Below are 26,178 nucleotides of genomic sequence, written 5' to 3'. Positions count from 1 at the left end.
CCCGCCTTGCAGCGCTGGCCAATCCCCCTCACCAACTGCCCGTCATGTGCTGGTCAAGGCCACATCCAGGGCGTTTTTCACACGCTTGCCTGCGTCGGTTGTCACTCATCTGGGCAGGTCCACGCGATGACCTTGGAACCACTGCCTATTGAAGAGCTTGTGGTGCAGTTGGGCATGGCGCTACGCCGGGAACGCCGACAGCTCGTCGGCAATAACCCGGCTCGCTGCATCGTTGACGAGTACCAGCAGAACAACAGCCGCGGCCCTGGCGGCTCATCGTTCAAGGGGGATTGAGCCATGGCCATGTATAAAGACGTGATGGGCACTCTGGTGCGGGTGCTGGCAGCGGACAACATCGACAACAGCACCAAGCAGTCCTGGCAGAAGCTGATCGACGCAGACCTGCGCCAGGGTGGCACCGGCAGCACGCTGTCAGTGCGTGACAAGTTTGACTATGACTGTTGCCTTTACGCGCTGCTGCACCGGCAGCTTGAGCCGGCGCAGTGGGATGTGCTGGTGGCCAAGTATTCGACGCACAAGGCTAATAAGGTCAGTGCCATTGGCAGGCTGGTAGCTCGCATGGTTTCTCCGGCACCTCAGTTGTTCATCTACAAGGCGCTGACGGCCTGGGCCATACCGAAGCTCAGGGGTGTGCAGGTAGGGAAGCGATCCACAGACATGATCGTGTTGCCGTCCGAGTTCTACGACATGAATACCTGGGATCTGGCGGGCTCCCCAGAGCGCACGCGCCGCAATTGGCGAGGCGGAATCCACAAGCGGCTTGAATCTCTTGAGGAGCAGGCCGTGATCCATGCCACTGAGATATTCGACCGTGAACAAATCTTTGTTGATGCCGCTTGACCTGTTTGCCGGCTGGCCGTAAATTAATCCCATCATGTCGATCTTGCGTGTGGTGATAATCACCCGAGCGCAACGACACACATAAAGCCCCGCCACTGAGCGGGGCTTTTTCGTTTTCGGCTCCTGCACACCCATCGTTCCGAACTGGGAGTGAGCCAGGAGTCGGATCTATTCGCTCCCCGAAAGGGAGGAAGCTGAGATGCCGAACATGCCAGACAAACCAGACACCTGGGCGATAGCGCTTGCGTGGTTGAGCCAGCATTCGCCAATCCTCTACGCGGCATCGTTGTCCTGTGCAATGGCTGTGCTGAGGATCACCTATGGTGGCGGTACGCGCCGCCAGATGATTGTGGAAGGCGCGATCTGCGGCGGGCTCGCCCTGACGATTATCAGTGGGCTTGAGTTCTTCTCGCTCCCACAGAGCATGGCTACCTTCGTTGGTGGCTGGGTTGGCTTCCTTGGCGTCGAGAAGATTCGCTCGATTGCTGACAGGGTGACTGACTTCAAGTTGCCCAGCCGTAAGGCCGAATGATGGCCTGCACCGGGTGTGCCGCACGCCGAGCCAGGGCGATTAAATGGCTGAGGATCGCAGCGGACCGAGCTGCTTCAGTGCTTTCAACCAAACCTCATGACGGAGCATCACCTAATGGGAAGGCTGAAGACGCTGGGAAGCAGGGTTCAAACCCAGCCTGACCGCCTCGTTGCCGTTAACACCAACTCCTGGCGAGCGACGAAGGAAACCTCTGCTCAGCGTGGCTACGGCTACAAGTGGCAGAAGGCTCGCGAGGGCTGGCTCAATGCTCACCCGCTCTGTGCCTACTGCGAGCGATTGGGTCGAGTGACAGCCGGCTCAGTCGTCGACCACATCGAGGCTCACCGTGGTGACATGGCCCTGTTCTGGGATAGGAACAACTGGCAGACCCTGTGCAAGCCGTGCCATGACTCGGTCAAGCAGGCCGAAGAGGCTGCTGCTTCGCGGTCGTGGTGAGGGGTTGCCAAATGCGATGAATTCCCATCTAACAAGCACTAAAATGGTGCAATTGAAAGATCCTATGGAGGGGGGGGGCTAAATATAGGGGGTATATCGCTTCCAGACCGCGCCCGATCCCATTTGCACTTTTTTTCCCGACCCCAAGGTATTTTGTTAATGGTGTTAACAGACAAACAACGACAGTTTGTTGACGCTAAAGCCCGTGGTGCGTCAAACAAAGAAGCGGCTGAAGCCGCGGGCTGCAAGGCTTCCACGGCTTCCGCCGCCGGTTCGCGCTGGGCTAATGATCCCAAGATTTGCAGCGCAATCCTTGCTCGCCGATCCGAGCTGAGTGTTAAACCCGAAAAGCAGCGAAAACAGAAAACGACCTCCGACGACCAAGCACCTGAAGTGGACGAGGCCGGCGGTGAGTACCTCGACTGCCTGCCCACCACTGAAGATCCTCTTGCGTGGTTGTTGGCGCTGATGAATGAGCCAAGGGCCAAAATTTTCGACCGGCGAAACGCGGCTCAGACGGCTGTTCCCTACGTGCATGGCAAGAAAGGGGAGGCCGGCAAGAAAGATATCAAGGCAGAGGCCGCGAAAGAGGCTGGAAAAGGCAAGTATGCCGCGGGTAAGCCACCGCTTACTGTAGTGAAGAGGTAGCCCATGCAATGGACAACAGCCTGCCCGGATTGGTGGCGGCGCCTCTCTGCCGGCGAATCGATAATTCCACCACCCCTTTTCCCGGCCGAAGCTGAAGAAGGCCTCGAAGTATTTCGCTCGCTGAAGATCGTCGATGCGCCAGGTTGCCCGACAATCGAGTCAGCATGCGCACCCTGGGTTATCGACTTTGCCGGGGCAATTTTTGGTAGCTACAACAGCGAGACAGGCCACCGCCTGATCAGCGAATACTTCCTGTGCATTCCGAAGAAGAACTCAAAGTCTACGATTGCTGCGGCGATCATGCTGACCGCCCTGATTCGCAACTGGCGGCTGGAAGCCGAGTTCATCATCCTGGCCCCGACCAAGGAAATTGCCGACAACGCGTTCAAGCCTTGCGCGGCAATGGTCAAGCATGATGAAGAACTGAGCGATCTGCTTCACGTCCAGCCGCACCTGAAACTGATCACGCACCGCGAGACCGGTGCCACGTTGAAAGTGGTTGCAGCGGATAGCGATGTGGTCGGCGGCAAAAAAGCCGTTGGCGTGCTGATCGACGAGGCCTGGCTGTTTGGCAAGAACGTCAAGGCCCCGGATATGATCCGCGAGGCTACGGGCGGCCTGCTGTCCCGTCCAGAAGGCTTCATCATCTGGCTGACGACTCAGTCAAACGAGCCGCCGGCCGGCATATTCAGGTCGAAATTGAGCTATGCCCGCGGCGTGCGGGAAGGTCGGATTGAGGATCCTCGGTTCCTCCCTGTGATCTATGAATTTCCGCCTGACATGATCGAGAGCGGAGAGGCCCGCCGGCCGGAAAATTTCCACCTGGTAAACCCGAATATGGGCTACTCGGTGGACAGGCCAACCCTCGAACGTCTGTTTATGCAGGCTGAGATGGACGGCGAAGCAGAAGTTCGCGGCTTCCTCGCCAAATTCCTAAACATCGAGATCGGCCTGGCGCTGATGTCGGACAGCTGGGTCGGTGCTGACTTCTGGGAGCCCCAAGCCGAAGCGGGTCTTACCCTCGACTCCCTGATTGAGCGTTGTGAGGTGATCGTCGTCGGTGTCGACGGCGGCGGCCTTGATGACTTGCTTGGTCTCGCGGTGATGGGGCGGGTTAGGGAGTCCAGGACCTGGCTGCATTGGGCTCACGCCTATGCACATCCATCGGTGCTTACACGGCGAAAAACCGAAGCGCCGCGCCTCATGGATCTCGCGGCGGTTGGTGATCTGACCCTGGTGAAAAAGATCGGCGATGACGTCGAGCACCTCGCCGCAACGGTGGCCCGCATCAATCAAGCCGGGTTGCTGGACAAAGTTGGCCTTGACCCCGCTGGCATCGGCGCCGTGCTTGATGCGTTGGCTGACGCGGGCGTCGAGGAAGACAAGATCATCGGCATATCGCAGGGTTGGAAGCTAACCGGTGCCATCAAAACCACTGAGCGGAAGCTCGCCGAGGGGGCGTTTTTACACTGCGGTCAGCCTCTGATGGCTTGGGCCTGCGGTAACGCGAAAGGCGTGCCCTCGGCAAACGCTTTCCTTATCACCAAGCAGGCGTCGGGTACCGCCAAAATTGACCCGCTCATGGCCACGTTCAACGCCGTTTCGTTGCTGTCTCTGAACCCAGAGGCTCTCGGAGGCATGGACGACTACCTCAATAACGGCTTTTTCGGACTAGTAGGCTGACCATGGCATTTCGTTGGTATAACCCCCGGACGTGGGGATTTTTCGGGTACACCGACCCGACCACGGGCGACTATGTCGAAGTGGATATGGAGGTCGGCGGCAAGCGCACCAAAGCCGGCGTCCGTGTGACCACCAAGACAGCCTTGTCGATCAGCATGGTCTGGTCCTGCGTGAAGATCCTGTCGGAATCCTTGAGCGGATTGCCACTGAAGCTATATGACGAGGCCGGTGGCACTCGAACGGTGGTGAAGAGCAAGGATCGGGAGCTCAAACTGCTGCGAAAGCCAAACCCCTACATGACGCTATTGAACTTCTTGAAGTTCGTGGTAGTGAACATGGCGCTGCGGGGTAATGCCTTTGCCCTTATTGAGCGCAACCGTAACGGTGAGGCAATCGGTTTTGTGCCCCTGGACTGCAAGACCATCACGATAGATACAGACGACGAGTTGATCTACTGGGTAACTCCAAAAGACGGGGATAGATTTCCCGTTTCACCTGAGAACATGCTGCATTTCAAGTTGTTCAGCCTGGACGGCATCGTCGGTCTGTCACCCATCGAATACCAGGCGGAAACCATGGGTTTGGCCAAAGCCGGCCAACAATGGTCTTCGCGCTTCATGCGCAAGGGCGGATTTACTGGCGGATACGTGATCTACGAGCAGTTCCTGACCAAGGTGCAGCAGGCCCAGGTCATGGAGAAGTTCCCGGACGTGCGCCAGGGTGACGTGGATGACATCGGGAAGATGGCCATTCTGCAAGGCAACCCGAAGATCGTGCCCGCCGGCCTAAGTCAGAAAGATGCTCAGTTCATTGAATCCCAGCAGTTTCAAGAAGAAGCGTTGGCCGGCATCTACGGCGTGCCTCTCTGGCTGGCGAACAGGGCCGGCAAGACCTCGATTATGGGCTCAAACCTTGAGCAGCAACTCACCGGCTTTATCACCTTCGGCCTGAAGCCCTACATCGACGCCGTCGAGGATGAGTTCAACGACAAGGTTTATCGAAAAAACTCTCGATTTGTCGAGTTTACCGTTGAGGGCTTGTTGCGGGCCGATAGCGCGGGCCGAGCCGCCTATTACCAGGCAGCACTTGGTGGTTCCGGCGGATCAGGGTGGATGACCATCAACGAAGTCCGCGAAAAGGAAAATCAAACGCCCTTGGATGGCGATGAATACAACCGGATCACCCGATGGGAGATGCAGACCAATGTCAAAACTTGAAGTCCCGTTTGAACTCAAGACGGTGGACGACGCTGGTAATTTTGAAGGTTACGCAGCGGTGTTCAACAACGTTGATCTTGGTGATGACGTCATCCTTCCCGGTGCTTTTACTCGAGTGAAGTCCACCCGCGGTGGCAAGTTGAAGCTTGCGCTCTATCACGACCTGACGCGCTTGGTCGGCGCTGCCGACTACACCCAGGACGACCACGGCCTGCTGCTCAAAGGGCGGGTCAATCTTGCGGTCAGTTATGCGCGCGATGCCTACGAGCTGATGAAAGCCGAGATTCTCGACAGCATGTCGATCGGCTTCAACACCATCAAGGAAAGCTTCGAGGAGCGCGCCGGACGCCGTGTCCGGATCATCAAGGAGGCCGAGCTGTGGGAGGCCTCCTTCGTGCCGTTCGGGATGAATCCCGAGGCGCAGATCCTCACTGTGAAATCTGACATTCGACTTTTCGAGAACGCCTTGCGTGAGCGCATCGGGCTTTCTCAGAAGGAAGCGGCGGCAGTCGCTTCGCTCGGCTACTCCGCACTACGCCGTGATGGCGGCAGTGAGGCCACGGTGATCGTGGATGAGCTGAAAGACATATCCACCTTGTTCGCCCACCATTTTGGAGTATCACCATGAGCGAAGTAAAAGAACTGAAGGAATCCCTCGATCTGCAACTTAAAAGCGGTTTCGAAGGGCTGCAAAAGAAATACGACGCCGCTATCGCGGAGGTTGAAAAGGGCAACCAGGTCACCACTGACCTGAAAAGCCAGATCGACAATCAAAAAGGCGAACTGCAGCGAGTCATCGACCAGGTGCAGGATCTGGAGCAGAAAGGCGTCAAGCTGCGCGGCCAACCAGGCGAAGGCAAAAGTTTCATCGACATGGTCAAGGGCGACGACAATTACAAGGGGCTGCAGCAGAAGAACGTCAGCACCGCGCTCATCGAAGTCACGAAGTCTGATCTGGCCTCGATGAAGGAAATGAAGGTCACGAGCGCTGGCGTCGTAGCACCAATCTACGATCCGGTGATTCAACCCGGTATTCGCCAGGAGCTGCGCATCCGCGACCTGCTCACCACCATCCCAGTGACTGGGCAGAGCTACACGTATTTTCGCGAGAACCTGCACACCCGAGGCGCTGGGCCGGTGGCTGAAGGTGGCTTGAAGCCAACCAGCAACGTGACCTTCACCACCGAAACCGATCGCGTAAAAAAAATCGCGGTCTGGATGCCGGCTACCGACGAGGTGCTCTCCGACGTGCCTCAGATGTTTGCGTACCTGCAACAACTGCTGCGCTACGACCTCAAACTCGAGGAAGAAGGCCAGATTCTCAAAGGCGACGGTACCGGCGAGAACCTCAACGGCTTGATGACTCAGGCCACGACCTACAACACCGCGCTGAGCAAGGTCGGCGACACCGCCATCGACCTTGTGCGTCGTGCGATCTACCAGGTCCGCAAGCAGTCGCAGATGTCCGCCGACGGTGTCGTGATGACCGAGCTCGACTGGATGAACATCGAGCTTCAGAAGGATGGCGAAAACCGCTACCTGTTCGCCAACTTGCAGGGTCTGGTCACGCCAATCCTGTGGGGCCGCCCGGTCATCACCTCTGACAGCATGGACGAGGGTGACGTTGATACGGGCGGCGAGTTCCTCGTGGCCAACTTCGCTCGCTCCACCACGTTGTTCGACCGCATGTCGTTCCAGTTCAAGATGGGCCTGATCAATGATCAGTTCATCCGCAACGAGATCGCGCTGTTGGTCGAAGAGCGTCTGGGCCTGGGCGTGCGTCGCAAAGAGGCGCTGGTCAAGGGTCAATTCCCAATCGCGCCGTAATTCACCAAACCCCATGAAGGCCGGCGTATCGCCGGCCTTCTTGTTTCCGGAGGCAATATGAAAGTTAAAGCTCTGTGGGGCTTCGTTGGCAATGCTGAACTGCTCGGCGCTGACTCGCCAAAGGTCTCGCGAGGTCAAGAGTTCGATATCGCTGACGAAGAGTATGCGCACGCCCTGGTCGGCAAAGGGCTGGTCGTTGAGCTCGATGCCAACGGCAAGCCAAAAACCGCCAAACCCAAGGACGGCAAGCCTGCTGCGCCGAAAGAGGCTAAGTAAATGATCGAGCTGGCCACCTTGAAGATGCACCTGCGGGTCGATGGCGACGAAGAAGACGCCTTGATCGGTGCCTACCTCGAAGCGGCCAAAGCTCACATTGAGCAGCACTGCGACCGCAGATTGGTCGAGGCAAATCCGGTTGAGCCCGACGAAATGGGCCTTACCAGGGATGTTGAACAGGCGCTTCTGCTGCTGGTCGGGCATTGGTACGCCAACCGTGAAGCGGTGGTGATGGGCGGGGGGCCGTCAGCGGTTCCTCTCGCAGTCGACAGGCTGCTCTGGTACAGGAAGCGATTCTAATGCAGGCCGGCAAACTCAGGCATCGAATTCAAATCCAGCAGAAAGTAACTGGACAGGATCCGCAAACCGGAGAGCAATTGACTGAGCAATGGGTCGATTTCGCCAAGGTTTGGGCTTCAGTCGAGGATTTGAGCGCTCGCGATCTCATTGCGGCGCAGGCCGGCCAATCCGAAGTCAAATCCCGCATCGTCATACGGTATCGCGAGGGCATAACCCCTGAGATGCGCGTTGTACTGAGTACCGGCGCTATCTGCGGAATCGTTGGTCCGCCGTTGGCCGACACCAACTCACGAAAGGAATACCTGACGCTGCTGGTTTCCTCGGGGGTGAATGATGGGTGATTGGGTCACGTACAACCTCAAGGGTGCCGATGCATTGTCTGCCAAGTTCAAGGGCTTGACAGAGGAAATGCGGCGCAAGGTTGTGTTGCCGGCCGCCAAGGATGCCATGGACATCGTGCTGCTCGACGCGAAGGATCGCGCGGCGCGGATCGACGACCCGGAAACGGCCAACTTCATCCCGGCCAACCTGGCGATGATAGAACGCAAGGCGCTGGGCCAGGAGGTCGGCGCAGTGGTCGTTTCCGTGGGTGTTCGCATGCGCAAGCGAGGGCAGAAGGGCGGCAACACTTTCTACTGGTGGTGGGTGGAATTGGGCACCGAGAAGAACCGGGCAAAACCGTTCCTCCGGCCGGCGCTGGCCAACAACCGCGAGGCGCTGTTCAAGGAGTTCTTGAGCTCGGCCAAGTACCAACTGATCAAGCTGGGGGTGAACTGATGACCGCCCCCATCTTCACGGTGTGCGCCGCGGCACCATTGGTTACTGCGCTGCTTGGCACCGGCCCGACAAGACTGTACCCGCACGGTGAGGCGCCGGAAGGAACCACCAAGCCCTATGCGGTCTGGCAGGTCGTCAGCGGCTCGCCGATCAACTACGTCAACGGCGTTCCGGACACGGATCGATATGGCCTCCAGGTGGACGTTTACGCCGATACGGCATCGTCCGCTGATGCCGTTGTGGGGGCGCTCCGCAAAGTGATTGCGCGGTATGCATACGTCACAGGGTTCGGCGTTGATGACCGGGACAAGGACACGCACAACTACAGAAAAGGTTTCGACGTCGCCTGGCTCGTGAGCCAGTAGACCGCACCAGAAAAAACGACCCGCCCCGGCGGGTTTTTTTATGCCCGTCAAACAGTGATTTCGCAGGAAATCGGGGAGTACGAAATTGACCATTAACACCCAAGGCACGGAGCTTTTCGCGCTGGATCCAGCTGACAACAGCGTCATCGATGTCGGTTGCTTCACCTCGCTGGACGGGATTGACACTGCAATCGCGCAGATCGACGTAACGTGCACCAAATCCAAGGCTCGCGAGTATGAAGCGGGCTTGGCCGAGCCGGGATCTGCATCGTTTGGCCTGAACATCGACCCGAAAAATCCTTCCCATCTGCGACTGCACCAACTGAAGAAAGCGGGAACCAAACTCAAGTGGGTGGTGGGCTGGTCGGACGGATACGACTTTGAAGCGGAAACCGGCATCCCGCCCCTGGTAGGTGCTGAAGGCACGCTGGCTGGCATCGTGCTGAACTCTGCGGGCACGGATTACACCACGGCTCCAGCCGTTGCCATCACCGGCGGTGGCGGTAGCGGTGCGACTGCTACGGCCCAAATTGCCGACGGAAAAGTCACCGGTTTCACCATCACCAACGCTGGTTCTGGTTACACCACCATTCCGACGGTGGCTCTCACCGGTGGCGATGGTACTGGCGCTTCTGCTCGTGCATTGATCAACGAAAGCGCGGACTTCGACCTGCCCAATACCCGGACCTGGCTCACCTTCGAAGGCTACATGAACGCCTTCCCATTCACCTTTGGACTCGGTGATGTCGTGAAGTCCAACGTCGGTATTCAGGTATCCGGCGAGATCGAACTGATCGTTAAAACCTCTGCTTAAGGAAGTCCCATGGATCTGAGTATCGCAGCGCTGGCAGCCGCCGGCGCATTCGCCGCGCCGCCGGTGAAGAAGGAAATCCAATGGCATTCAGGTGGCAAGCTTCAGAAAGCCACGGTCTATGTGGCTCATGAGTCGTATATCTCGGTCACGCAGCGTTGGGATGCGCAGAACCAGGGCGGGGACATTACTGCTCAACGCATTGCTTCTTGCATCGTCGATAAGGATGGCAAGCCGGTGTTCACCGTGGCTGACGTGGTTGGCGGACCGGATACAGGGCATGGTGCGTTGTGCGCTGAGCTCGCAATCGTGTTGCTCGCTGCCATTGGCGAGGTCAATAAGGTGCCGGAGGGTGCCCTGGAAAAAAAATCGACGCCGAGGAAGAGTTCTGGCACGAGCTCGTCCTCGCGGGCGTCGGCGGCCGTACGATCCGGGAAGCAAAGCAAAACCTGACATATGTCGAGGCGCTGGCCTGGATGCAGTACGCCCAGAAGGCGGGCTCGCTGAATCTGGGGCTTCGCGTCGAGCATGGGTTTGCGATGCTGGCGACGCTGCTAAACAACGTGCACGGCGGAAAGGCGACCTTTGAAGACTTCCTTCCTGATCGTGGACAGAAGCCCGAGCCAAAAGCAGCCACGCCGCAGGATCTTTTAGCGCTGCTGCAGTCGGTCAAGAGGTGATTTATGGCTGTTGATTCACTTGGCCAACTGACGGTCGATCTGGTTGCCAACACTGGCGGCTTTGAAAAGGGTATGGACCGGGCACAACGCTCTCTCAAATCCGCCACGCGGGAAGCCAAGTACCAAGCCGACCAGTTGGATAAGCTGGTCGGCCAGATTGACCCAGTCATTGGGGCCTATGGCCGCCTCGACAAAATGGAAGAGCAGCTGCGCAAGCACCGAGCGGCAGGCCGGCTGGACAATGCCGACTTCACCATGTACCTCGATAAGCTGAAGGAGCAGCGTGACGCGGTTGAAAAGGTGGACCGGGTAATGGCCAAGAACGGCCAGACCGCTAAGCAATATGCGGCCAACCTGCGGGGCGTGCCTGCACAGTTCACCGATATCGCCGTTTCCCTGCAGGCTGGGCAGAATCCGCTGACGGTTTTCCTCCAGCAGGGCGGGCAGCTCAAGGATATGTTCGGCGGAGCCGGTCCGGCGGCTAAGGCTTTGGGCGGGTATGTTCTGGGGCTGGTGAATCCGTTCACCGTTGCGGCGGCTGCGGCCGCGGTGCTCGCGCTGGCGTACAAGCAAGGTTCCGACGAGGGAACGGCGTTTACTACCTCGCTGGCAATGACCGGGAATACCGCCGGCACCACGGCAAGCAGCTTGGCATCCATGGCTCGCCAGGTGTCGGGCGCTAGCGGTACGGTCGGCAAAGCATCCGAAGTGCTGGCGCAGTTGGCGGCATCTACGCGCATACCAGTGGCTGCGTTCGAATCCATGGCCGCCGCGGCGATCAAGTTCGAATCGGCTACCGGCATCGCTGCAGAGACCACGGTCGAAAACTTCAAGCGGATCGCCAAGGACCCTACAGCGGAAATTCTGAAGCTCAACGAGTCTATGAATTTCCTGACGGCGACCACTTACGAAAACATCAAGTCGTTGCAGGAGCAGGGGAAGACCCTGGAAGCCGCCGCGCTGGCAACCGCCGCGTATGAAGACGGGTTGAACCGCACATCCACATCCATCAAGCAGAACCTCGGCGTCCTTGAGGCTAGTTGGGGGGCGGTGAGGAATGCCGCCAAAGGGGCCTGGGATGCGGCGCTGAACATTGGGCGTGAGGAAACGCTTGATCAGCAGATCGCGAAACTGGATGAACAACTCAACGCGATCGCCGACAGTGCGGCACTGCGTAGCAAGCGCGATCCCAGAGGAAGGCCAGCGGATCCCTTGAGCAATCTGACGCCCGATGACAGCTTCCGCAAGGACGCCCTTGAGCGGGAGAAAACCGAAAAACTGGTGCTTAAGTCCGAACAGGATCGACGGGCCGCCGCGAAAGGCTTTCAGCAGCAACAACAGCAGCAATCGCTGGAAGACCAGGTGCGCCTGGACAAGCTGCGCAAAGAAACGGAGAGCAACTCGGTCAAGCGTGAACGCGAGGTGGGGGAGTACCGGCTGCTGGTTGAGAGGCGCGTCACACAGTCGAAGGCTTCGGGCGATAAGTCGTTGTTGATCTCTGCAGAGCAGCAGGCGAAGGATATCGCCGCTATCAACGAGAAATACAAGGATGCCAAGACCGCCAAGGCACCGGCGTATCGTGAAGACGCCGGCATGAAGGCGCTTGACCAGGCGAAGCAGCAGTACGCAGTGATCCAGCAACAGAGTGCGCTGATTGGGGATCAGTCGGCGGCGAGCCAGACGCTTGGTGCGAATGCGAAAAAGCTGGTTGAGTGGGAACAGCAGCTGGCCGACATCAAGAGCAAGAAAACGCTCACTGCTGAACAGCAGTCGCTGCTGGCCAACAAGGAACTGATCACCGCCCAACTCAAGCGCAACGCCGCGCTCGAAACTGAGAACACGCTGCGTGAGAAAGCGCTGGAGACCCGTCGAAAATTGTCGGCATTCGATGAGAACCTGAAGAGCCAGCTTTCCAGTGCACAGCAGGGCCTCGACAACAACCTGGCCGGCATCGGCATGGGTGATGAACAACGCAAGCGTTTGCAGGAGCAGCGCAGCATCCAGCAATCCTATCAGTCGCAGATGGACAAGCTGACTTCCGATTACAACAAGAGCAACAAGGACCAGTTCAGCACCGAGCTGTACGACAAGGAAACCCAGGCGTTGAGGTCGGCGCTCGATCAACGCCTGGCCATGCAACACAAATTCTACGCCGATGAGGATGAAGCCCGGGGTGATTGGACGCTGGGAGCATCCTCGGCTTTTCAGAACTACGTGGATCAGGCGAAGGACGTCGCTGGCCAGGCGAGGGCGGCCTTCACATCGCTCTATGACGGTCTCACTGACGCCGCGGTTGATTGGGCGTTCGGTGCCGACCAGAGTTTTGGAGAGGTGGCCACGAGCTTTGCGAAGATGATCGCCAAGATGGCATTGGAGTCGGCCGCATCCGGCGTCTTCAGCAGCATCGCGGGGAGCGCCCTGGGCACGGCAATTGGGAGTGCGTTCGGCGGCGGCAGTGCGCCGGTTTCGGCGGGGAGCACTGCCGCTGGCTATAGCGCCCAATATGGGTTTGATGATGGCGGCTACACCGGCCCAGGCGGTAAGTACGAGCCGGCCGGCATAGTCCACGGTGGTGAGGTGGTAATCCGCAAGGAGGTTGTGGACCGGCCAGGCATGAAGGAATACCTGGTCAATCTGAACAAGCGAGGGTATGCGGATGGCGGCTATGTTGGGTTGTCGGGCGGCTCGTCCGGCTCGCCGGCGGCGCCTGGGCAGATCGTCATCAATCAGTCCTTTGAGGTGCAGAGCGCTGGCGCCGGAGCATCGCAGCAAGACTCTCAAGCCCTGGGCCAAGCCTACGCTGATGTCGCAAAACGCGGCGCACAGCAGGAAATCGTTAGGGAAACCCAGCCTGGCGGAAAAATCTGGAGGCTCGTGAATGGCCGTTGAAACGTTCGACTGGTGCCCAATGGTCGAGTCCACCAGCACGCCGGAATACCGAACCCGCTCTTCGAAGTTCGGCAACGGTTACGAGCAGGTCGTCGGGGACGGCCCGAACAATCGTGTCGACTCCTGGCCGCTGACGTTTGTGGTTAGGGAAGCGGTGGCGCTGGAAATCAAAGCGTTTCTGGATCGCCACGCCGGGCACAAGTCGTTCTTATGGACGCCGCCGCTTGGGGAGCTCTCATTCTTCCGCGGCACTGCACCGTCGATCACGCCGAAAGGTGCCGGGTGGTTCACCCTGACCACTACCTTCACCCAATCGTTTCTCCCTTAAGGGGCAATCATGCCGCTGATCAGTGAAATCCAGGTTCTCGAGCCTGGCAGCGAAGTGCTGCTTTTCGAATTGGACGGGTCTGACTATGGCGCAGATGTCCTGCGCTTCCATGGGCACTCGATACCGTACACGGCTGCGGAACTGATCGCCGCCGGCGCCGCGGCAGATGAATTGCAGGCCAAGTCGATTTACTGGCAGGGCAACGAGTACGGCGCCTGGCCGATGCAGATCGACGGCATTGAATCCAACGGCGACGGCACGGCCGTCCGCCCAACGTTGTCGGTGGGTAACGTCAATGGTCGGATTACCGCCCTGTGCCTGGCCTTCGATGACTTGCTCGAGTTCAAGCTGACCATGCGCCACACGCTGGGCACGTACCTCGACGCAGAGAACTTCCCCGGCGGCAATCCTCAGGCCGACCCAACCCAAGAGACGATCGATGTGTGGTACATCGACCAGAAGACGAATGAGGACGGTGAGACGGTCACTTGGGAGCTTGCCAGCCCTGGTGACGTGGGCGGGGAGTCCATCGGGCGCCAGGCCACGACGCTGTGCCATTGGTGCCTTACCGGCGGCTACCGTGGGCCGAACTGCGGCTACACCGGGCCCTACGTGACAAAGGATGGGGTGGTCACCGATAACCCAGAACTCGACGAATGTGATGCCACGCTTGGCCGGGGATGCATTCCACGCTTCGGCGAGGGAAACGCCTTGCCATTCGGCGGTTTCCCTGCTGTTTCCTTGATCGCCCGGAGCTGACCATGCGCAAACACATCTTGAGCGCGATTCAGTTGCACGCGGCGGCCGAGTACCCGAAAGAGTGCTGCGGGCTGCTGCTGGCGCTGGGCCGGAAGCAGCAGTACCTCCCTTGCACGAACATCGCGACGGAGCCGAGCGAGGAGTTCCGCATAGATCCTGAGGAATACGCCGCGGCTGAAGACCTGGGCGAAGTGATCGGCATCGTTCACTCGCACCCGGACGCCACCAGCAGACCGTCACCGCGCGACCTGGCGATGTGCGAAGCCACGGCCATGCCCTGGCACATCCTGAGCTGGCCGGAGGGCGACTTGCGGACGATAGTACCCACCGGCGAGACGCCATTACTGAAGCGGCCATTTGTCCACGGCGCCTGGGATTGCTGGCAGGTCTGCGCGGATTGGTACAAACGCGAGTGGGGACTCGAGTTCGAGGCCTTTATGCGCGCCGACGGCTGGTGGGAGAGCAAGGACAATGCCAGCCTGTACGAGGCGAACTACGAGGCCGCTGGTTTCTACCGGGTCGACCAGCCACAGCGCGGCGACATGATTGTGATGGAGGTGGGGCGGACGGTTCATCCGAACCACGCTGGTATTTTCCTTGGCGCTGATCCGGTGCTTCCCGGCGAGGATGCCGCTACCTTCGGCCCAGGGCCATTCCTGCTGCACCACCTGTATGGGCGCCCGAGCGAAATAATCGTCTTCGGTGGGCCGTGGCTTGACCGAACCCGGCTGATTCTTCGGCATAAAAATGCAAGCATGTAATCTGTTGACATGCTTGCAAGTGTGGCGCTAAATGCAAGCATACACATCCAGAGTATGCTTGCATGACCGAATTAAAGGGTAAGGCCAAAGGTGGTGCAGCACGAGCGCTGGCACTGACATCAGAAGCTAGAACAGAAATTGCGAAAAAAGGGGCCGCAACTCGCTGGGGAACAGGTGTCGCGCACCAGGGCAACTTTAAGGAGGCGTTCGGCATTGATGTTGAGTGCTACGTCCTTAATGATTCACAGAAAACCGCTGTGATTGGTCAGCGTGGGATGGCTGTAGCTCTCCTGAATTCGGACTCTAGCGGCACCGCACTGTCTAGGTTTGTCCACGGCAAAACCATCTCGAAAGCTCTGGGAGCGAACCTACTAAAAAAAGTGGATAACCCATTGATTTTTAAGGGTTCTGACCCGGGAGCGAAACTGCCTCTTCCTCGAAAAATTCATGGTTACGAGGTAGGCTTGCTGATCGACATCTGCCAGGCGCTCGTGGCGGCTAATGCGCGTGGTGATTTGCTTCCAAGGCACGCGAAAATCGTTGCCCAGGCCCAAATTATTCTGGGAGCGTCTGCTAAAGCCGGTATTCAGGGGTTGGTCTATGCGCTGGCCGGATACGACAGGACCAAAGAGGAAGTCATTGCGGCGTACAAAATGTACGTTGCGGAAGAAGCTCGCGAGTACGAGAAGGAATTCTCCCCAGAACTGTACGAACAGTGGTATCGGTTGTATGGGCTCGTGAAGCCCGAAAGAGGCCGGCCCTGGGAATTCAAGTATTTGACGATCGACCACATTTACAAGCCGTTAGCGAAAAGCGCGGGAAAAGTCTTCAGCTTGGCTAAAGCAAGCAAGCAAGAAAACGGCGAGAAAGGCGATAAGATTCACATGTTTCTCAGTGAGATTGGCGTAAAAGCACTGCGGACCCAGGTAGGCAAGATTATGGGTATCGCATCTGTCTCGAGGAGTCGTGAAGAGTACGAGCGGCACATTGCCGAACAGATTCACGGACAGCGATCCCTTAACCTTTAAGTGCCGACTTCCCCGCTCACTCACAAAGCCCAGCCCACCCGCTGGGCTTTTTCATTTCTGATATCTTGTGGCCATCTTCCACAGGAGTGACCCCATGAGATTGTTCGTAGGCGCGGTAGCTGTCGCTTTGCTGGCGGGGTGCTCATCGCCATCCGACCTGATGTCATCAGCCCCGGCAGTCACTGTTACATCCACCAAGGCGCCGAAAGCCTTCGCCCTCTGTGTGTTCCCTGAATGGCAGGAGCACAACTCCAATGCGAGCATGAGCGAAACGCCGGCCGGATATCGCCTTGTAAGCGGTTTCGCGCAGCAAACTGACGATGTGCTGGACATAAGCCATGCCAAGTCTGGCAGCGTCGCCAAGCTATACCAGCGTGTTGCATGGTCGCAGCTGGGACGAGGAGCTCTTCGAGACTCGCTTCAAAAATGTCGATAAAAACGAAACCGCCGAGAGGCGGTTTTTTTATGGAAGGAGAAGGCGATGGCCGACGCTGTTTCATTCAATTCAGGCATGACTATGGTCAAGCTGTCAGGGTCGCTGGCCAGGAAGTTTGGACGCGATCATCCCAAGCAGATCGACTCTGGAACCTCTCGTGAGGTGTTCAAAGCGTTGAATTGCACCATTGATGGATTCGAAAAGGAAATCAAACGGCTCGCCTCCTTGGGGATGCGCTTCGCTGTGTTCCGCAATCGTAGGAACGTAGGGGAAACAGAGTTTGACCTGGGCGGAACGCGCGAGATTCGAATCGTTCCAGTGGTTGAAGGCAGCAAGCGAGGCGGCGTATTGCAGACTGTAGTGGGTGTGGTTCTGCTGGCGATTTCCTATGTATTTCCGGTTACTGCACCATATTTGACTCCTGCGGGCATTGGCCTCATCGCCGGCGGCGTCATCCAGATGCTCAGCCCCCAGGCCTCCGGACTCAAGCAAAGTGCCGGACCTGAGAACGCACCGTCCTACGCCTTCGGCAGCGCCAAGAACACCACGGCCAGCGGCAACCCTGTCCCGATCTGCATCGGCGAGCGCCGGTGGGGTGGGATGATCATTTCCGCCTCGATCTACGCCGAAGACAAAACGTAAACCGAACGCAGTAAGCAGGCCGCCCATGAGGCGGTTTTTTTTCGCCTGGAGGAAAGCATGGGCGCAGCACGCAAGATCGATATTCATGGCGCGAAAGGCGGAGACAAAAAGCCTAAGTCCCCGACTGAGGCCAGCGACAACTTGCGCTCGACGAACGTGGCGAAGCTGCTCATTGCGGTGGGAGAGGGTGAATTTGAAGGGGTGCCCACGGCTGCCGACATCTACCTGGACAACACGCCGATCAACGACGCCAGCGGCAACGTCAACTTCCCCAACGTGAAGTGGGAGTGGCGATCCGGGTCTGTCGATCAGACCTACATCCCCGGAATTCCATCTGTTGAGAACGAGACATCGTTGAACATCGAGCTGCGCAGCGATGCGGCCTGGGTTCGGTCCGTTACGAACACCCAACTTTCAGCCGTGCGCCTGCGCTTCGCCTGGCCCGCGCTTCAGCGCCAGGACAACCAAGGCAACATTGGCGGCTATCGCATCGAGTACGCAATCGACGTGGCTACCGACGGCGGAGCCTATCAGCAGGTGCTGATAGATGCTGCGGATGGGAAGACCACCACCCGCTATGAACGCTCCAAGCGTGTCGATCTGCCAGAGGCAACCACAGGCTGGCAGATCCGCGTCCGCCGCATCACGCCGAACCAGAACAGCAACAAGATTGCCGACACCATGCTGATCGCCGGCTTCACCGAGGTGATCGATGCGAAGCTGCGCTACCCGAACACCGCGCTGCTGTACATCGAGTTCGACGCCGAGCAGTTCACCAACATCCCAGCCGTCACCGTGAAGTGCAAGGCCCGGAAATGGCAGGTCCCGAGCAACTACGACCCGATCAGCCGCACCTACACGGGCACGTGGGACGGCAGCATGAAGCTGGCCTGGACCAATAACCCGGCCTGGATCACGTACGGCGTTTGCACTGAAGACCGTTTCGGCCTGGGCAAGCGCATCAAGGCGTTCATGGTCGACAAGTGGGAGCTGTACCGGATCGCACAGTACTGCGACCAGCTCGTTCCCGACGGCCTGGGCGGCACAGAGCCGCGCTTCCTCTGTGACATGAACCTGCAAGGCAAGGCCGACGCCTGGACGCTGCTGCGGGACATCTCCGGCATCTACCGCGGGATGACCTACTGGGCCCAGGGCCAGCTGATCATGCAGGCCGACATGCCGCGTGCGCAGGACTTCGACTACGTATTCACCCGGGCGAATGTCATCGACGGGAAGTTCTCCTACGGCAGCGCCTCGGCGAAGACCCGGTATACCCGGGCCCTTGTCAGCTACGACAACCCGGCGAACAACTACGACACCGACGTCATTCCGTTTTCTGATCTGAGCCTTCAGCGCCGCTATGGGGACCGACCAACTGAACTGAGTGCCATTGGCTGCACCCGTGCATCCGAGGCCCAGCGCCGTGGTAAGTGGGCGATCCTGAGCAACAACCTGGACCGCACTGTCACTTTCAAGACCGGCATGGAAGGCGTGATCCCGCTCCCGGGCCACATCATTCCTGTGGCCGATTCTCTGCTGGCTGGCCGGGAGATTGGCGGGCGGATATCGGCTGTGGCCGGTCGTGTTGTGACTCTTGACCGCGACACCCTGGCGAAGGCCGGGGACCGACTGATCATCAACCTGCCCGGCGGGCGCGCAGAAGGGCGCACCGTACAGAGTGTCGCTGGCCGTGCCGTGACCGTGACCGTCGCCTACAGCGAGGCGCCGCGGGCACAGCTTCAGTGGGCGCTGGATGCTGACGACCTAGCGATCCCGTTGTACCGGGTCCTGCGGACCAAGCGCACCACCGAGGGCGACTTCGAGATCAGTGCTCTGCAGTACGAGCCAAGCAAGTTCGCCTTTATCGACACCGGCGCACGCCTGGAAGACCGGCCGATCAGTGTCATTCCGATCACCGTCGTGCCTGCGCCTACGAGTGTCACAGTCGTATCGACCTCCTCGGTTGTCCAGGGGTTGGCAGTGGCCACCATGACAATCAGCTGGCCTGCCGTCGATGGGGCGGTGGCCTATGACGTCGAATGGCGAAAGGACAGCGGGAACTGGATCAAGGTCCAGCGCACCGGCTCGACCAACGTCGATGTAGTGGGCATCTATGCCGGCGCCTACGTTGCCCGCGTCCGCGCGGTGAGTGCATTCGACATCTCGTCGATCTGGCGTAACTCCATGCTGACCGAGCTCAAGGGCAAGGAAGGCCTGCCGCCGGCGGTGTCGTTCCTGACGGCGACCTCGCTGCTGTTTGGCATCGGCCTCAAGTGGGGATTCCCTGCTGGCGCCGAGGACACCCAGCGGACAGAGATCTGGTACGGCCCAACCAACGTCCTGGAAAATGCCACGAAGCTGGCCGACCTGGCGTATCCCCAGAACGATTACAACCTGCAAAGCCTGCTGGCCGGGGCTACGTTCTTTTTCTGGGCGCGCCTGGTGGACCGCACCGGGAACATCGGGCCATGGCACCCAGTCGGCAACGGGGTGCTGGGCCAGGCCAGTTCGAACGCCGGGCCGATCCTTGATTTGATCAAGGGGCAGATCACGGAAACGGAGCTCGGTGAGGATCTGCTCACGGAAATCGAGAAAATACCCGGCCTCCAGGACCAGATCGACGCGCTCGACGACATCCTGCTCTATGACCCGGCCAAGACCTATGTCAAAAACGACATCGTTCGTCAGGGGCAGCGGCTGTACCAGGCCAAGGCCCCCGTGCCGATTAACAAGCCGCCGCCAAACACCACCTACTGGCTCGATGTGGGGCAGTCGGTCGAGACGGCCAATGGCCTGGCTCAGCAGGTGGCGACCAATACCGCTGACATTACCGAGATCGACGGCGTGGTCACCGCCCAGGCCACGGCCTTCGAAGCCTTGCGGGCTGCGTATCGGGACGACAACGGGGAAGGGGAGCTGGCCGATGCCATCAAGGGGTGGACCAGCACCGCGGCTATAGCCTCGGAGAGCAGCGTTCGAGCCTCTGAAAACGAAGCCTCGGCCCGGCGCTTGACCACTTTGGATGCCCAGGTGGCCGGCACCGCGGCGAACGTCACCCTGCTCGAACAGGTGGTCGTCACCAATCAGCAGGCCACGGCGCAGCAGCTTTCCCAGATCAGCACCACCGTTGGCCAGCAACAAACCGCTATCCAGCAGAACACGTCGATCATCAACGACGTGAACGGGAAGGTGAACGCGAGCTGGTCCGTGAAGATGCAGTACAACTCCGGAACAGGGCAATACATCACCGCAGGCGTTGCCTTGGGCATCGAGAACGGCCCGGCGGGCCTGCAAAGCCAGTTCCTCGTGAGTGCTGACCGGTTCGCGATTGTGAACACCATCGCTGGCGGCGCCGTGTCGGTTCCGTTTGCGGTCCAAGGCGGCCAGGTGTTCATGAACTCGGCCTTCATCCAGGACGGCAGCATCACGATGCTGAAGATCGGCCAGTACCTGCAATCGGATAACTACGTTGCCGGCTCGCAGGGCTGGCGCTTGGATAAAGCCGGAAACCTGGAGTTCAACGGTCCAGCACCTGGCGGTGGGCGCCTGACCATGACCAATCGCGCGATCAAGGTCTACGACGAAAACGGCGTGAAGCGCGTGCAACTTGGAGATCTTTCGGCATGAGTTACGGGCTGGAAATCCGGGATGAGAACGGCAACGTCACGCTCGATCCTTCGTCGTTCACGATGAGAGTTGTGTACAGCGGTGTAGTCACTGGAAGTAACTCGAAAAATTTCCAAACTATATCTGTGCCCGGGCTGACACCAACCAACGGGACTGCCTTTGTAGTCCCGATTGGGAGTTACGATATTAATCTGTCTTCGCAGCTTGAAACGGAAGTTATAACCGATGCTGTCCGTGTTTATAGCTATGTTCGTGGTCGCGAGCAGTACAGTAGTACCACTGGCGTAACAATGCGTCTAATCGCCATAAGGTTTTCCTAATGTCTTTCGGACTAGAATTCAAAAACGATAGCAATGTCGTGACTGTAGATTCCGAGTTCACTCGACTCGTTGTTTTGGCGAAGGGTACTTATTCTCCGACACAAGAGTCTGGGCTAGGGTCAGTGACATCGTTTCCACGAACCATTACCAGCCAGGAGCCGCCGCTAGTATTTGTCCGCCCTGCCGGAAGTAGCGGCATAGCTGGTCTGTGCTTGATGCGGGTAATCGGATCCCCCGGCGCTTGGACCGGCTTCTACGTACGGGCCTACAACGAAAATACCTTGCAACCGAACGGTTCATACTTCGCTTGCGGGTTCGCAGCCACTGCACTTGCAGATTTTGGGATGAGGATTTGGGATGGTAGCTCAAAGCTTTTGTTTGATAGCGGCACCCCATACGCTAGATTTACAAGGTCTTTCCAGAACTGGACATATATAAAAAGTGATAACACCTCCCAAGGGGTGACCCGAAGTTATTACCGGGTCAATTTTGATTTCCCGGTTGGCGAATACATGCTCATCAACACGTTTAGCATGCACATGCTGGCTGATGATGGACTTAATCGGGCGTTATATTGTTGGTGGGATTTTTCGGGCGGGAACCTCTACGCGATAACAGTTGGGCCGTCCAATCCAATTGTATTCTTCATGCCCGCTGTATTTGCGAAACTATAAAGGAAATTTTTATGCCCTGGTATAAAGCGGGGACGGTCAACGTCACCCTGAATTCCAATGCCGTTACAGGTACTGGCACCGCCTTCATCGTAAACAGCCGGGTCGGTGATGCATTTCGTGGGCCGGATGGCCGGTGGTATGAGGTCACCAACGTAGCGAGCAACACGGCGATCTCCATCGATCCTCCGTACATCGGCGCGACGGCATCTGGCGGCAGCTATGCGCTGGCACCCATGCAGGGCTACGTCAAGGATTCAGCTGATGCGCTTAGATCCATCGTGAACGCCTACGGCACCCAGCTCGCAGCCCTCAAGACCACCGGCAACTACGACGTGCTGCCGCTCAACAAGGGTGGTACTGGCGGTACGGATCTCCAAACCGCACGCGAAGGTCTGGGGCTTGGGACGGCCGCACCAGCCACGCTGACTACCTCCGCGGCTGATTCGACAGTCGGCCGCGTCCTCAGGGTCGGTGACCACGGTATCGGTGCTGAATCGTTGAATAGCGTGGCCGGGACCACTATCGATGCTCTCAGGTCCAATGGGTTCTATTATGTTGCGTCAGGCGCAAACCAGGGCAGCGCACCTTCCTCTACCAACGGTTATCTTTGGAACAGGAGTATCACGCAGGCTTACGCTATCCAAAATTATTACGTGGTCACAACCGGCGTTGAATACAAGCGAGTGCTCAACAGCGGGACTTGGACGGCCTGGAGTGTGGTAGGTAGTCCTATTGTCGGGACGACGTCTCAGTCTGGCGGGGTTCCGACAGGAGCTATTATCGAGCGGGGTACAAACTCTAACGGAGAATATACCCGCTTCGCTGACGGTACTCAGATATGCATGGTTAGTATGCCTACCATAGCCCAAGCCGTTAACACTGCGTCAGGCACTCTTTTCCAATCGGCAAGCGTCTCTATTACTTGGCCAATGCCATTTTTTGCTACACCTACAGTTTCTAGTTTTGTTGGCAGGAACTCGTCTGACACCATCTCATTAGGAATTACATTGCGCACTGTGTCTAACACAGCGTGCGATTTCAAATGGTGGAGCACTTTCTCTTCAGCATCGTTGGGAGTGTTTGGTTCTATTATTGCAATTGGAAGGTGGTATTGATGAAAATCATACTTAGCCCTCAGCGGCGAGATGACACGCTAGAGGTAATAAAGAACGGCGATGTCCTGACGGTTAATGGCGAAGACTTCGACTTTTCGCCAGTCGGCGATGGCGACACGTTACCGCGGCATGCAATAAATTCGATCTGGTTCGCTGGGGATGTAGATCGAATCAATGGCGAGCTGGTTCTGACACTGCTGCTCCCGAACCCCTGGAACTACAGCCCCGAACAGGCCTTCCCGGTTCCGCTCAAAAATGTCCTGGATGGCCCGGTTGTGTTCCCTGGACCACTTTTCGAGGCTGGAATATGAGCAATATTGACTGGTCCCAACTGATTACCAAAGCCATCAAGGATGCCGCAGCAGCGGCCGCTCAACTGGCCGCAGCGAAGGCCGAGCTATCAGCCCGGAATGCCAGAGCTCTGGCGCAAATCGAGCGCATCCAGGATCGCATCGACACCATCGGCTTCGGCATCGACATCGGCGAGGCAACGCCAGAGGAGGAGGCTGAACAGGTCGCGCTGGGGGCGCCGCTCAAAGCCTGGAAAACGTACAAGTTCGCCCTCGGCAAGGTCACGGTTCAGCCGACTTGGTACCAGGCCCCGGTCTGGCCTGTTGAGCCGCCAATGCCGGAGATTATCGCAGCTCCGATGCTGGCCGCCGCTGAACCCATCTGACGTAACTAGAACACCGCAACCCGCCATCGAGCGGGATTTTTTTTGCTCGGAGAAAAGTTATGACCGCAACCGAGAAGGACCGCGACATCCTCGCGCGCACGCTGTGGGGCGAAGCCCGTGGCGAGAGTTTCGCCGGCCAGGTGGCCGTGGCCTGCGTCATCCGCAACCGCGTGAACGACGGTAAGGATCGTTCGTGGTGGGGCGAGGGCTACGCCGGCGTCTGCCTGAAGCCATACCAGTTCAGCTGCTGGAACAAGAACGACCCGAACTATCCCTACCTGAGCGGCGCCAAGCCGATCCCGCCGAAGCAGTTCGCCCAGGCGCAGCGGGCGGCCGACCTGGTGATCTCCGGCCAGGAGCCTGACATCACCAATGGCGCGACCCATTACTACGCGACCACGATGCCGAAGCCGCCAGCCTGGGCCAAAGACGCAACCCAGACCTTCCGCCTGGGCAACCACATCTTCTTCAAGGACGTGCCATGAGCCCCGCCAGCCTGAAGCTGATGATCGCCGGCATGGCCGTGGCGTTGATTCTGGCCATGAGCGCTACGTGGAAGGTGCAGGACTGGCGGCATAGCGGTCAGCTCGCCGATCAGACCAATGCGCACCTATCCGACCTTGCCAAGATCGGCAGCGCGGCCGCTGATCAGGTCCAGGCAGAGCAGGGCAAGCGTCTGGCCCTGGAGCAGCAGCTCGCCGCAGATGACCAAACCCACCACCGAGTGCTTACCGATGTCCAACGTAATCAAGATCGCCTGCGCGATCGCCTTGCCACTGCTGATTTGCGGCTGTCAGTCCTCCTCGCCGAGGATCCTGCCGGTTGCAACGGAGTGCCTGCCGCCACCGGCGCCGTCGGCGTGGTTCATGGAGCCCGTCGAGCCCAACTTGACCCAGCGCATGCTCAAAGAATTATCGCCATCACCGACACCGGCGACCGGGGGTTGATCGCGCTGCAGGCGTGCCAGGCCTACGCTAAAGAAGTGGGTCGGCGATAGGCCTGATCAGTTCGGGGCCTTGGTTGCGCACATTGCCGACGGCGCGGTCCACCTTGAACCACTCGAAGGCCTCGGCCGGCTCGCCCTGATGCAGGACTATCTGCTCTGCCCGCTCCTTTGGTGTGGCCGGATCCAGCCACTCGCGGGCCAAGTCCGGCGTCAGCACCACCGGACGGCGGTCGTGGATGTCGACCATGCCGCCCACGCTGTCGGCGGTGATGATCACAAAGCCGTCGTGCTCACCCGGCTCACGTCCACCACCGGGGAACTGGCCGATGGACGCGCACAGGACAGGAGCCTGGTCTCGCCGGCGGATCAAGTAGGGCTGCTTCTTGGGGCCGCCCTCATCGACCCACTCAAACCAGTTGTTGATAGGCGTGATTGCGCGGTTCGGCCAGATCGACCGGTAGAACGGTCCGTGGGCGACTTTCTCGACCCGGGCATTGATCGGCGCTGCCCGGTCTTTGGCCCAGGCCGGCCGCCAGCCCCAGCGCACCATATCGGCGTGTAGGACATCATCCTCCAAGTGGAAGAGGGCGAGCTGCTGCGACGGGGCGCCGTTGTACTTCTCCAGCGGCAGGTCGCCGGCGGAATTGACCAAAGCGTTGGGCATGCTCAGGGCCGCCACGAAGTCGTGGATGCCGGAGTACTGCGAGAGTCGTCCACACATGTTCAACCCCCTGAATTATGAAGATAGCTACGGCTCAAGAGCTTGGGGACGAAACCCTGGCCGTCGCATACAGTGCAATCCTCTCGTTTGCCAAAGCGGTCTAGGCACGTCGAGCACTGACGGAATCTCGCCAGTTCCAGAAAGGGCCTGATTCTCTCCACGATGTCGACGTCCCGGGTTTCAGTGGCGACCTGGACGACATCGACCATCCAGCGATACACGTCTGGATCCTCAATAGCTGTGTACACCTTTCCCTGCACCATCCGCCTGGCCTCGATCAGGTCGAACTGCCTTCCGTCTGCCATAGTCAGGACTAACCCCTCGATGCTCCCGGTCTCCGTCGAGGAACTGTATTTCAGCACCAGCCCAGTCTCGTCCCGGTAAACCTTCCCATCATAGGGGCGGAGTGAATCGCTACTGCTTGCATCCAGGCGGAGAACAGAATGGAAAATCGTCCCGATCCTTGGCCCTCCGCCTCGGGGAAGGACGTCATAGCCATATGAGGGCCGGAAAATAGTCGGGTTCGATTGCAGCTCTTCCACCGCGTGCCAGTACGCGGCGTTCGCCATTTCATCCATCTCGAACTGTTCAATCCGATCAATGAGCCCTTCCTCTGCTAGCCGGGCGCTTGACTCGAGGAGGGTGGAACGATGCGCCTCCGGGCTCTCCATTCGGAAGTCGTGGTCGTCGAGGGTTGTTCGCCAGAGCTGGATCCTCAGCGCCTTGGCCTGTTCAAAGTTCATGATGGGGATCGCTTGCTAGGTACTGTTTGTATGTACAGTAATCGAGGCGATGAGACCCGGGCGAGTGTGAGCCGACGAGC

At 58.7% G+C, this 26,178-nt stretch carries 33 protein-coding genes; 31 read left to right on the top strand and 2 right to left on the bottom strand.

Annotation, left to right across the window (positions count from 1 at the left end):
* Positions 1-126: 126 nt before the first annotated feature.
* The 31 genes from HU715_RS13545 (at position 127) to HU715_RS13400 (ending at position 24,685) form a co-directional block, all read left to right on the top strand.
* Positions 127-294, top strand: a complete 168-nt coding sequence (locus HU715_RS13545) for a hypothetical protein (protein WP_186707471.1) — start codon at positions 127-129, stop codon at positions 292-294.
* A gap of 3 nt (positions 295-297) precedes the next feature.
* Complete coding sequence (locus tag HU715_RS13540; protein WP_186707472.1) at positions 298-861, top strand: hypothetical protein; 564 nt, start codon at positions 298-300, stop codon at positions 859-861.
* 199 nt (positions 862-1,060) lie between these two features.
* On the top strand, positions 1,061-1,393 hold the full coding sequence (locus HU715_RS13535) for a phage holin, lambda family (RefSeq protein ID WP_153388605.1): 333 nt from the start codon (positions 1,061-1,063) through the stop codon (positions 1,391-1,393).
* A 114-nt stretch (positions 1,394-1,507) separates the two neighbouring features.
* The gene (locus HU715_RS13530; RefSeq protein ID WP_186707473.1) at positions 1,508-1,849 is read left to right on the top strand and encodes an HNH endonuclease; all 342 of its coding nucleotides are present in this window, start codon (positions 1,508-1,510) and stop codon (positions 1,847-1,849) included.
* 159 nt (positions 1,850-2,008) lie between these two features.
* Complete coding sequence (locus tag HU715_RS13525) at positions 2,009-2,497, top strand: terminase small subunit (protein ID WP_186707474.1); 489 nt, start codon at positions 2,009-2,011, stop codon at positions 2,495-2,497.
* A gap of 3 nt (positions 2,498-2,500) precedes the next feature.
* Positions 2,501-4,180 (top strand): terminase large subunit, encoded by a 1,680-nt coding sequence (locus HU715_RS13520; RefSeq protein WP_186707475.1) that lies wholly within the window; start codon positions 2,501-2,503, stop codon positions 4,178-4,180.
* A gap of 2 nt (positions 4,181-4,182) precedes the next feature.
* Positions 4,183-5,397: a phage portal protein gene (locus HU715_RS13515; RefSeq protein ID WP_186707476.1), complete on the top strand. Its 1,215-nt coding sequence runs from the start codon at positions 4,183-4,185 to the stop codon at positions 5,395-5,397.
* A complete protein-coding gene (locus HU715_RS13510) occupies positions 5,384-6,025 on the top strand; it encodes an HK97 family phage prohead protease (protein ID WP_153388601.1) in 642 nt (213 codons plus the stop codon). The genes HU715_RS13515 and HU715_RS13510 overlap by 14 nt, the downstream gene beginning before the upstream one ends.
* Positions 6,022-7,224 carry a phage major capsid protein gene (locus HU715_RS13505; RefSeq protein WP_186707477.1) on the top strand — a complete coding sequence of 401 codons (1,203 nt, stop codon included), beginning with the start codon at positions 6,022-6,024 and terminating at the stop codon, positions 7,222-7,224. Before HU715_RS13510 ends, HU715_RS13505 begins: the two co-directional genes overlap by 4 nt.
* Positions 7,225-7,281: 57 nt before the next feature.
* On the top strand, positions 7,282-7,500 hold the full coding sequence (locus HU715_RS13500) for a hypothetical protein (protein ID WP_186707478.1): 219 nt from the start codon (positions 7,282-7,284) through the stop codon (positions 7,498-7,500).
* Positions 7,501-7,800, top strand: coding sequence for a head-tail connector protein (locus HU715_RS13495; RefSeq protein ID WP_186707479.1), 300 nt, complete (start codon positions 7,501-7,503; stop codon positions 7,798-7,800).
* The gene (locus HU715_RS13490) at positions 7,800-8,141 is read left to right on the top strand and encodes a phage head closure protein (protein WP_186707480.1); all 342 of its coding nucleotides are present in this window, start codon (positions 7,800-7,802) and stop codon (positions 8,139-8,141) included. Before HU715_RS13495 ends, HU715_RS13490 begins: the two co-directional genes overlap by 1 nt.
* On the top strand, positions 8,134-8,577 hold the full coding sequence (locus HU715_RS13485; protein ID WP_186707481.1) for an HK97-gp10 family putative phage morphogenesis protein: 444 nt from the start codon (positions 8,134-8,136) through the stop codon (positions 8,575-8,577). The genes HU715_RS13490 and HU715_RS13485 overlap by 8 nt, the downstream gene beginning before the upstream one ends.
* Complete coding sequence (locus HU715_RS13480; RefSeq protein ID WP_186707482.1) at positions 8,577-8,942, top strand: DUF3168 domain-containing protein; 366 nt, start codon at positions 8,577-8,579, stop codon at positions 8,940-8,942. The genes HU715_RS13485 and HU715_RS13480 overlap by 1 nt, the downstream gene beginning before the upstream one ends.
* 85 nt (positions 8,943-9,027) lie before the next feature.
* A complete protein-coding gene (locus tag HU715_RS13475) occupies positions 9,028-9,756 on the top strand; it encodes a phage tail tube protein (RefSeq protein WP_186707483.1) in 729 nt (242 codons plus the stop codon).
* Positions 9,757-9,765: 9 nt separating this feature from the next.
* A complete protein-coding gene (locus HU715_RS13470) occupies positions 9,766-10,206 on the top strand; it encodes a phage tail assembly chaperone family protein, TAC (protein WP_186707484.1) in 441 nt (146 codons plus the stop codon).
* Positions 10,122-10,433 carry a phage tail assembly protein T gene (locus HU715_RS13465; protein ID WP_186707528.1) on the top strand — a complete coding sequence of 104 codons (312 nt, stop codon included), beginning with the start codon at positions 10,122-10,124 and terminating at the stop codon, positions 10,431-10,433. The genes HU715_RS13470 and HU715_RS13465 overlap by 85 nt, the downstream gene beginning before the upstream one ends.
* A gap of 3 nt (positions 10,434-10,436) precedes the next feature.
* Complete coding sequence (locus HU715_RS13460; protein ID WP_186707485.1) at positions 10,437-13,322, top strand: phage tail tape measure protein; 2,886 nt, start codon at positions 10,437-10,439, stop codon at positions 13,320-13,322.
* The gene (locus HU715_RS13455) at positions 13,312-13,650 is read left to right on the top strand and encodes a phage tail protein (protein WP_186707486.1); all 339 of its coding nucleotides are present in this window, start codon (positions 13,312-13,314) and stop codon (positions 13,648-13,650) included. The genes HU715_RS13460 and HU715_RS13455 overlap by 11 nt, the downstream gene beginning before the upstream one ends.
* A gap of 9 nt (positions 13,651-13,659) precedes the next feature.
* Entirely contained in the window at positions 13,660-14,409 is a 750-nt protein-coding gene (locus HU715_RS13450) for a phage minor tail protein L (RefSeq protein ID WP_186707487.1), read from the top strand.
* A 2-nt stretch (positions 14,410-14,411) separates the two neighbouring features.
* The gene (locus tag HU715_RS13445) at positions 14,412-15,170 is read left to right on the top strand and encodes a C40 family peptidase (RefSeq protein WP_186707488.1); all 759 of its coding nucleotides are present in this window, start codon (positions 14,412-14,414) and stop codon (positions 15,168-15,170) included.
* A 62-nt stretch (positions 15,171-15,232) separates the two neighbouring features.
* Positions 15,233-16,198: a P63C domain-containing protein gene (locus HU715_RS13440; protein WP_186707489.1), complete on the top strand. Its 966-nt coding sequence runs from the start codon at positions 15,233-15,235 to the stop codon at positions 16,196-16,198.
* 94 nt (positions 16,199-16,292) lie between these two features.
* On the top strand, positions 16,293-16,634 hold the full coding sequence (locus HU715_RS13435; RefSeq protein ID WP_186707490.1) for a hypothetical protein: 342 nt from the start codon (positions 16,293-16,295) through the stop codon (positions 16,632-16,634).
* A gap of 45 nt (positions 16,635-16,679) precedes the next feature.
* Positions 16,680-17,276, top strand: a complete 597-nt coding sequence (locus HU715_RS13430; RefSeq protein WP_186707491.1) for a tail assembly protein — start codon at positions 16,680-16,682, stop codon at positions 17,274-17,276.
* A 57-nt stretch (positions 17,277-17,333) separates the two neighbouring features.
* Positions 17,334-20,903 (top strand): TipJ family phage tail tip protein, encoded by a 3,570-nt coding sequence (locus HU715_RS13425; RefSeq protein ID WP_186707492.1) that lies wholly within the window; start codon positions 17,334-17,336, stop codon positions 20,901-20,903.
* Positions 20,904-21,222: 319 nt separating this feature from the next.
* Positions 21,223-21,897, top strand: a complete 675-nt coding sequence (locus HU715_RS27305; RefSeq protein WP_225917597.1) for a hypothetical protein — start codon at positions 21,223-21,225, stop codon at positions 21,895-21,897.
* 11 nt (positions 21,898-21,908) lie between these two features.
* Positions 21,909-23,012: a pyocin knob domain-containing protein gene (locus HU715_RS27300; RefSeq protein ID WP_225917596.1), complete on the top strand. Its 1,104-nt coding sequence runs from the start codon at positions 21,909-21,911 to the stop codon at positions 23,010-23,012.
* A complete protein-coding gene (locus HU715_RS13415; protein WP_186707493.1) occupies positions 23,012-23,323 on the top strand; it encodes a hypothetical protein in 312 nt (103 codons plus the stop codon). Before HU715_RS27300 ends, HU715_RS13415 begins: the two co-directional genes overlap by 1 nt.
* Positions 23,320-23,688, top strand: coding sequence for a phage tail protein (locus tag HU715_RS13410; RefSeq protein ID WP_186707494.1), 369 nt, complete (start codon positions 23,320-23,322; stop codon positions 23,686-23,688). The genes HU715_RS13415 and HU715_RS13410 overlap by 4 nt, the downstream gene beginning before the upstream one ends.
* 59 nt (positions 23,689-23,747) lie before the next feature.
* Positions 23,748-24,173, top strand: coding sequence for a cell wall hydrolase (locus HU715_RS13405; RefSeq protein ID WP_186707495.1), 426 nt, complete (start codon positions 23,748-23,750; stop codon positions 24,171-24,173).
* Positions 24,170-24,685 carry a lysis system spanin subunit gene (locus tag HU715_RS13400; RefSeq protein WP_186707496.1) on the top strand — a complete coding sequence of 172 codons (516 nt, stop codon included), beginning with the start codon at positions 24,170-24,172 and terminating at the stop codon, positions 24,683-24,685. Before HU715_RS13405 ends, HU715_RS13400 begins: the two co-directional genes overlap by 4 nt.
* On the opposite strand, the gene HU715_RS13395 is transcribed toward HU715_RS13400, so the two are convergent.
* Both HU715_RS13395 and HU715_RS13390 read right to left on the bottom strand, forming a co-directional pair.
* The gene (locus tag HU715_RS13395; protein WP_186707497.1) at positions 24,663-25,355 is read right to left on the bottom strand and encodes an SOS response-associated peptidase family protein; all 693 of its coding nucleotides are present in this window, start codon (positions 25,353-25,355) and stop codon (positions 24,663-24,665) included. The genes HU715_RS13400 and HU715_RS13395 overlap by 23 nt on opposite strands.
* Positions 25,356-25,357: 2 nt before the next feature.
* Positions 25,358-26,098 carry a hypothetical protein gene (locus tag HU715_RS13390; protein WP_186707498.1) on the bottom strand — a complete coding sequence of 247 codons (741 nt, stop codon included), beginning with the start codon at positions 26,096-26,098 and terminating at the stop codon, positions 25,358-25,360.
* Positions 26,099-26,178 lie beyond the last annotated feature (80 nt).

This window comes from Pseudomonas zanjanensis (assembly GCF_014268745.2).
Classification (GTDB): domain Bacteria; phylum Pseudomonadota; class Gammaproteobacteria; order Pseudomonadales; family Pseudomonadaceae; genus Aquipseudomonas; species Aquipseudomonas zanjanensis.
This window is presented reverse-complemented; position numbering and strand designations above follow the sequence as displayed.

Bases quoted from the DNA above. Each gene is read 5' to 3' on its own strand.
- HU715_RS13415 (WP_186707493.1), top strand. From the start codon at position 23,012: ATGAAAATCATACTTAGCCCTCAGCGGCGAGATGACACGCTAGAGGTA.
- HU715_RS13525 (WP_186707474.1), top strand. From the start codon at position 2,009: ATGGTGTTAACAGACAAACAACGACAGTTTGTTGACGCTAAAGCCCGT.
- HU715_RS13495 (WP_186707479.1), top strand. From the start codon at position 7,501: ATGATCGAGCTGGCCACCTTGAAGATGCACCTGCGGGTCGATGGCGAC.
- HU715_RS13515 (WP_186707476.1), top strand. From the start codon at position 4,183: ATGGCATTTCGTTGGTATAACCCCCGGACGTGGGGATTTTTCGGGTAC.
- HU715_RS13435 (WP_186707490.1), top strand. From the start codon at position 16,293: ATGAGATTGTTCGTAGGCGCGGTAGCTGTCGCTTTGCTGGCGGGGTGC.
- HU715_RS13440 (WP_186707489.1), top strand. From the start codon at position 15,233: ATGACCGAATTAAAGGGTAAGGCCAAAGGTGGTGCAGCACGAGCGCTG.
- HU715_RS13390 (WP_186707498.1), bottom strand. From the start codon at position 26,098: ATGAACTTTGAACAGGCCAAGGCGCTGAGGATCCAGCTCTGGCGAACA.
- HU715_RS13510 (WP_153388601.1), top strand. From the start codon at position 5,384: ATGTCAAAACTTGAAGTCCCGTTTGAACTCAAGACGGTGGACGACGCT.
- HU715_RS27300 (WP_225917596.1), top strand. From the start codon at position 21,909: ATGCCCTGGTATAAAGCGGGGACGGTCAACGTCACCCTGAATTCCAAT.
- HU715_RS13485 (WP_186707481.1), top strand. From the start codon at position 8,134: ATGGGTGATTGGGTCACGTACAACCTCAAGGGTGCCGATGCATTGTCT.
- HU715_RS13545 (WP_186707471.1), top strand. From the start codon at position 127: ATGACCTTGGAACCACTGCCTATTGAAGAGCTTGTGGTGCAGTTGGGC.
- HU715_RS13425 (WP_186707492.1), top strand. From the start codon at position 17,334: ATGGGCGCAGCACGCAAGATCGATATTCATGGCGCGAAAGGCGGAGAC.
- HU715_RS13490 (WP_186707480.1), top strand. From the start codon at position 7,800: ATGCAGGCCGGCAAACTCAGGCATCGAATTCAAATCCAGCAGAAAGTA.
- HU715_RS13405 (WP_186707495.1), top strand. From the start codon at position 23,748: ATGACCGCAACCGAGAAGGACCGCGACATCCTCGCGCGCACGCTGTGG.
- HU715_RS13400 (WP_186707496.1), top strand. From the start codon at position 24,170: ATGAGCCCCGCCAGCCTGAAGCTGATGATCGCCGGCATGGCCGTGGCG.
- HU715_RS13410 (WP_186707494.1), top strand. From the start codon at position 23,320: ATGAGCAATATTGACTGGTCCCAACTGATTACCAAAGCCATCAAGGAT.
- HU715_RS13460 (WP_186707485.1), top strand. From the start codon at position 10,437: ATGGCTGTTGATTCACTTGGCCAACTGACGGTCGATCTGGTTGCCAAC.
- HU715_RS13480 (WP_186707482.1), top strand. From the start codon at position 8,577: ATGACCGCCCCCATCTTCACGGTGTGCGCCGCGGCACCATTGGTTACT.
- HU715_RS13520 (WP_186707475.1), top strand. From the start codon at position 2,501: ATGCAATGGACAACAGCCTGCCCGGATTGGTGGCGGCGCCTCTCTGCC.
- HU715_RS13505 (WP_186707477.1), top strand. From the start codon at position 6,022: ATGAGCGAAGTAAAAGAACTGAAGGAATCCCTCGATCTGCAACTTAAA.
- HU715_RS13540 (WP_186707472.1), top strand. From the start codon at position 298: ATGGCCATGTATAAAGACGTGATGGGCACTCTGGTGCGGGTGCTGGCA.
- HU715_RS13430 (WP_186707491.1), top strand. From the start codon at position 16,680: ATGGCCGACGCTGTTTCATTCAATTCAGGCATGACTATGGTCAAGCTG.
- HU715_RS27305 (WP_225917597.1), top strand. From the start codon at position 21,223: ATGTCTTTCGGACTAGAATTCAAAAACGATAGCAATGTCGTGACTGTA.
- HU715_RS13530 (WP_186707473.1), top strand. From the start codon at position 1,508: ATGGGAAGGCTGAAGACGCTGGGAAGCAGGGTTCAAACCCAGCCTGAC.
- HU715_RS13500 (WP_186707478.1), top strand. From the start codon at position 7,282: ATGAAAGTTAAAGCTCTGTGGGGCTTCGTTGGCAATGCTGAACTGCTC.
- HU715_RS13395 (WP_186707497.1), bottom strand. From the start codon at position 25,355: ATGTGTGGACGACTCTCGCAGTACTCCGGCATCCACGACTTCGTGGCG.
- HU715_RS13535 (WP_153388605.1), top strand. From the start codon at position 1,061: ATGCCGAACATGCCAGACAAACCAGACACCTGGGCGATAGCGCTTGCG.
- HU715_RS13450 (WP_186707487.1), top strand. From the start codon at position 13,660: ATGCCGCTGATCAGTGAAATCCAGGTTCTCGAGCCTGGCAGCGAAGTG.
- HU715_RS13455 (WP_186707486.1), top strand. From the start codon at position 13,312: ATGGCCGTTGAAACGTTCGACTGGTGCCCAATGGTCGAGTCCACCAGC.
- HU715_RS13470 (WP_186707484.1), top strand. From the start codon at position 9,766: ATGGATCTGAGTATCGCAGCGCTGGCAGCCGCCGGCGCATTCGCCGCG.
- HU715_RS13445 (WP_186707488.1), top strand. From the start codon at position 14,412: ATGCGCAAACACATCTTGAGCGCGATTCAGTTGCACGCGGCGGCCGAG.